5 protein-coding genes are annotated in these 4388 nt (G+C 72.4%); 3 read left to right on the plus strand and 2 right to left on the minus strand.

Translation table 11 applies throughout. The features are described from left to right. Nucleotides 1-915 (minus strand): adenylate/guanylate cyclase domain-containing protein (locus E1264_RS40610; protein ID WP_132182579.1); only part of this gene is annotated, 915 nt, incomplete at its 3' end. A gap of 67 nt (nt 916-982) precedes the next feature. On the opposite strand from E1264_RS40610, the gene E1264_RS40615 reads away from it, so the two are divergent. Then, the gene (locus E1264_RS40615) at nt 983-1786 is read left to right on the plus strand and encodes a MerR family transcriptional regulator (RefSeq protein WP_243711477.1); all 804 of its coding nucleotides are present in this window, start codon (nt 983-985) and stop codon (nt 1784-1786) included. On the opposite strand, the gene E1264_RS40620 is transcribed toward E1264_RS40615, so the two are convergent. Beyond that, nucleotides 1783-3432 (minus strand): sigma-70 family RNA polymerase sigma factor, encoded by a 1650-nt coding sequence (locus tag E1264_RS40620; RefSeq protein ID WP_165964642.1) that lies wholly within the window; start codon nt 3430-3432, stop codon nt 1783-1785. The two genes, E1264_RS40615 and E1264_RS40620, sit on opposite strands and share 4 nt — an antisense overlap. Nucleotides 3433-3703: 271 nt before the next feature. On the opposite strand from E1264_RS40620, the gene E1264_RS40625 reads away from it, so the two are divergent. Further along, nucleotides 3704-3952 carry a hypothetical protein gene (locus tag E1264_RS40625; RefSeq protein WP_132182583.1) on the plus strand — a complete coding sequence of 83 codons (249 nt, stop codon included), beginning with the start codon at nt 3704-3706 and terminating at the stop codon, nt 3950-3952. Beyond that, nucleotides 3949-4374: an SRPBCC family protein gene (locus E1264_RS40630; RefSeq protein ID WP_132182585.1), complete on the plus strand. Its 426-nt coding sequence runs from the start codon at nt 3949-3951 to the stop codon at nt 4372-4374. Before E1264_RS40625 ends, E1264_RS40630 begins: the two co-directional genes overlap by 4 nt. Nucleotides 4375-4388 lie beyond the last annotated feature (14 nt).

The raw sequence follows: 4388 nt of genomic DNA on the forward strand, positions 1-4388 counted from the left end.
GAGGGTGGTCTTGTCGAAGGTGTCGGGTGGGAGCGTGGAGGCCAGGGTTGTGTCTATGAGGACGGTGCCTGGGTAGGCCGTGGCGGTTAGGCGAGCCGCCAGGTTTACCGGGGTGCCGAACACGTCGCCTAGGCGCTGGATCACTTCGCCGTAGGCGAGGCCCACGCGGACCTTCGGGAAGTCTGGGTCCTCGTTGAAGCGCTCCGCGATGCGGAGGGCGATCTCGGCGGCGGAGCGGGGGTCGGACGCGACGAACAGCACCTCGTCGCCGAGGGTCTTGACGATGCGGCCGCCGTGCTCGGCGACGATCTCGGCCGTCGTGACCTCGAAGCGCTCGATGAAGGCGGCCAGGGCGTCGCCGTCCAGGCGGCGGCTCAGGCGGGTGAAGGAGACGACGTCGGCGAAGCCGACGGCGAGGTGCGCGATGCCGGCGGCCGGGTCGGCCTGGGCGCTGGCCGTCGTGGCGGCGGCGCGCATCCCGGCGGCGGTGAGCTGGCGGCGCCAGCCGTGGAGGAGGAGCCGCTCGAAGGCCGGGCGGAGTTCCTCGGTGGCGGCGAGGGCGGCGGTGACCAGCTCGGGTGTGAGGGGCTCGTCGGACGGGAGCTCGCCGAGGCGCTGCAGCCACACGTCGCCGAGCCAGCTCGCGAGCCGTCCCATGGTCTGGCCGACGGCGCGGGCGAGCTGGAGGACCATGTCCTCGTCGACGAGGTCGCTGCCGAGGAGGTCCTTGATCTCGCGGAGCGCGGCGACGTCGCCGTCGGTGAAGGCGACCTCGTCGTCGGGCGGGGTCGGGAAGCCGAGCGCCTGCCAGATCCGGCGCGCGTAGTCGTCGGGGACGCCGGCGAGGGCCTCGACCTCCTTGCGCGTGTAGCGCAGGGGCCCGCCGAGGAGCGTCTCCTCGATGTCGTCCGCCATGGCCCATGCTCCTATGTGTCATCGATCAATGTAACAATGGTGCCGGAGTAGGATCACGGCGGTCAAGATGGACGAGTCCGGCGGACGGGACATGGCCGAGTACCGAATCGACGAGCTGGCGCGGCTGGCCGGGAGCACCGTGCGCAACATCCGCGCCTACCAGGACCGGGGCCTGCTGCCGCCGCCCCGGCTCGAAGGCCGGGTCGGCCTCTACGACGACGCGCATCTCGCCCGGCTCCGCCTGGTCGGCCAGCTGCTCGGCCGCGGCTACACCTTCGCCGTCATCAAGGAGCTGCTGACCGCGTGGGAGACCGGCAAGGACGTCGGCGAGGTCCTCGGGCTGGAGAAGGTGCTCACCGACCCGTGGTCGGACGAGATCCCCGGCACCGTCGGCTACGACGAGCTCGTCGCGATCTTCGGCGCCGGGCTGGACGAGGACGAGACCGCCCGGCTCCGCGACCGGACGGTCGAGATCGGGCTCATCGAACCGGACGGCGCCATGTACCGGGTGCCGAGCCCGCGGCTGCTGCACGTCGGCGCCGAGCTGGTCGCGGCGGGCGTCCCGCTCGACTCGGTGCTCGACATCGCCGAGCAGATCCGCGACGACTGCGACGTGATCGCGGCCCGGTTCGTCGGCCTCGTCCGGGAGCACGTGTTCGACCGGCTGGAGGAGCGTCCCGTCCCGGACGGCGAGGTCGCCGCGGTGGTGCGCCGGATGCGGCCGCTGGTGAAGATGGTCGTCGACCCGTTCATCGCGCGGGCGATGGAGACCCGCGTCCAGGCGGCGCTCGGCGAGCACCTCGAAACGGTCAGGGACCAGCTCGGCCAAGCCCCGGACGCGGAAGGGATCGGTCCAGAAGGCCCCCGCTAGAGGAGGGTGGCGCCCCAGACGACCGTGACCGTGTGCGGGGTGCCTTCGGAGTCGGTGAAGGTGACGGTGCCCTTGCCGGGGAGGCCGATGATCGTCGTGCGCAGCGTGACCGTCAGCCGTGCCGTGCCGCCCTCGGGCATGGAGCCCTGCGTCTGGGAGAGGACGAGCTGGCCGGTCGACGTGTTCGCCGTCCACGACACGGGGCCGCTCTTGGCGGCGAGTCTGACCTGGGCCTTCTTCGTGCCGTAGAGCTCGACCTTCGCCGGGACGACGAGGACGCCGCGCGGCTCGGGCGCGTCGGACGAGGGCGGCGACGGGCTCGCCGAGCCCTCCGGCTTCTTCTCCTCCGTCTGCGGGTGGACGGGCGCCTGGCCGGGGCCGCCGCCGCCCCCGCCGGGCCCGCCGTGGGACGGCGGCGGCCCGTGGCCCGGCTCCGTCGGCGACTCGTGCGTGATCGACGGCTGCGGATGCGTGTCGAACGGCGGCCACTTGAGCGTGCTGCCGTCGATCCCGGGGCCCATGATGAACACGCCGGCGAGCGCGGCGGCCAGCGCGCTCGCCATCCCGCCGCCGGTGAACAGCCAGCGGCGCGTGAATGGCGAAGGCACGTCCGGCTGGCTCGGCAGGCCGGACGGCGTGAGCGCGCCGCCCCGCGCGGCGATGTCGGCCCGGTAGCCCGCGAGTTCCGGGTCGGTCGCGGTGTGCATGACGCGGTGCCGGAGCGCCGCGGGCAGCACCGGGGCGGGGGCCCGCTTGAGCAGCGCGACCGCGGACACCCGGCCGCGGCGAAGGCAGGCGGGGCAGGACGCGGCATGCCGTTCCGTGGACGGATCGACGGGCGCGGTGTCGGCACGCCGGTGCAGAACCTGCCACAACGACTTGGTGCGCGGCTGCGGACCGGGCGCCCCGGGCACCGTCCCGCCCGGTTGGCCGGACGGTGCGGATTCCGCCGGCGCGGGCGGTTCGTTCTTGCGGGCCGCGAGGACGGCGACCGCCGTGGGACGGGCCTCGTCCCGTTCCTCCGGAGAATCCGCCGCGTCCGATGGCTCCGAGGCGGCGGCCGGCTGTTCCGGCTGGTTCTGGGAGGCCGCGGCGGCGCAGGCCCGGTTGGCGCGGTGGATCTCCTTCTGCAGCGCGACCTCGAGATCCGTCCGCGATCTGCGTACGCGCAGGGCGGCGCGGCGCGAGGACATGCCGAGCGCCGCGCCGAGCCGGGCGGGACGGAGCCCGTGCCGGTGCGCCAGCAGCATGACCTCCTGCTCGACGGGCGCCAGGCGGGCGAGGCAGGCGCGCAGGAGTCCGTGCAGCTCGTCGAGGGGCGGCCAGTCGGGGACGGGGCCGTCCGGCTCGCCGCGGTCGAGGAAGGGGATCTCGGCGAAGTCGCTGTCCCGGTCCCAGTAGAGGTTCTTGGTCCGGCCGCGCCGGATGCAGCGGCGTCGGGCGGCCCCGTACAGCCAGGAGCTCAGCTGCAGGTGATCGCGCATCCGGGGGGCGCGGCGCCCGGCGTCGATGAACGTGTCGTGGACGATGTCCGCCGCGACTTTCTCGTCACCCGACATTGACAGGGCGTAGTCATAAACCCGCTCACCGTACTCGTCGTAGAGCGCGGCGAGCGCGGCCTCGTCGCCGTCGTTCAGTCCCTTCACGAGCGTTCGGTCAGCCGTGTGCACGGAGGGGGACATCCTGGGCATTCACGCTCCCGGAACCGGCATGAGGCGTCCGTCCCCATCGGGATCGTCCGGACATTCAGCCCACCTTGCATACACCCGCGAACCCCATCCGCACCACATGATGTACCGAAATCACCATTAAGGTGACTGCGGGGTGAGATGCCGCTTCTCTCCGTGATCACGCTATCAATGACTCGCCGTCAGAATCGAGTCAGCGAGCGAGATCGCAGGGTGTTATCTTGGTACCGTGGTAACAGTCGATCGGGTGCAGACCGGGATGCGCGTCGAGCGCAACGTCCTCAAGGTCCTGAAGGCGCTGGCCGAGTATCTGGACGTCTCGCTCGGCGACCTCGTCGAGGGCCTCGCCCTCCATGCCTTCGAGGGCAGGTCGCCGTTCTCACCCGAGACGCTCGGCAAGATCGAGCAGTTGAAGTCCGTGTACGGGCTGACGCTCACGGCCGCCGACGCGCACGCCCTCACCGAGCGGACGCGATGACGATCCGGCACCGGCTCAGCGGGCGCGTCCGGGTCCCGCTTCCCCCGGACGAGGCGTTCGACCTGTTCACCCCGCGAGGCGAGGAACGCTGGGTGCCCGGCTGGCACCCCCGCTTCCCGGTGGACGGCGCCGACGACACCGAGCCCGGAACGGTCTTCGAGACCGTCCACGACGGGGACACCACGATCTGGCTGGTCCTCGCGCGCGACCCCCACCGCCGCCGCATCTCCTATGCCCGCGTGACCCCGGGACACCGCGCCGGGACGGTCACCGTCGACATCGCCGGCGACGGCACCGCCACCGTCACCTACGACCTCACCGCGCTCACCGGCGAGGCCGCCCGCGACCTCGACGCCTTCGCCGCCGCCTACCCCGCCCACCTCCGCTCCTGGGAGGACGCGATCGCCGCCCACCTGTCCTGACGCTGTCTCTTATA

The organism is Actinomadura sp. KC216 (assembly GCF_004348535.1).
Classification (GTDB): Bacteria; Actinomycetota; Actinomycetes; order Streptosporangiales; family Streptosporangiaceae; genus Spirillospora.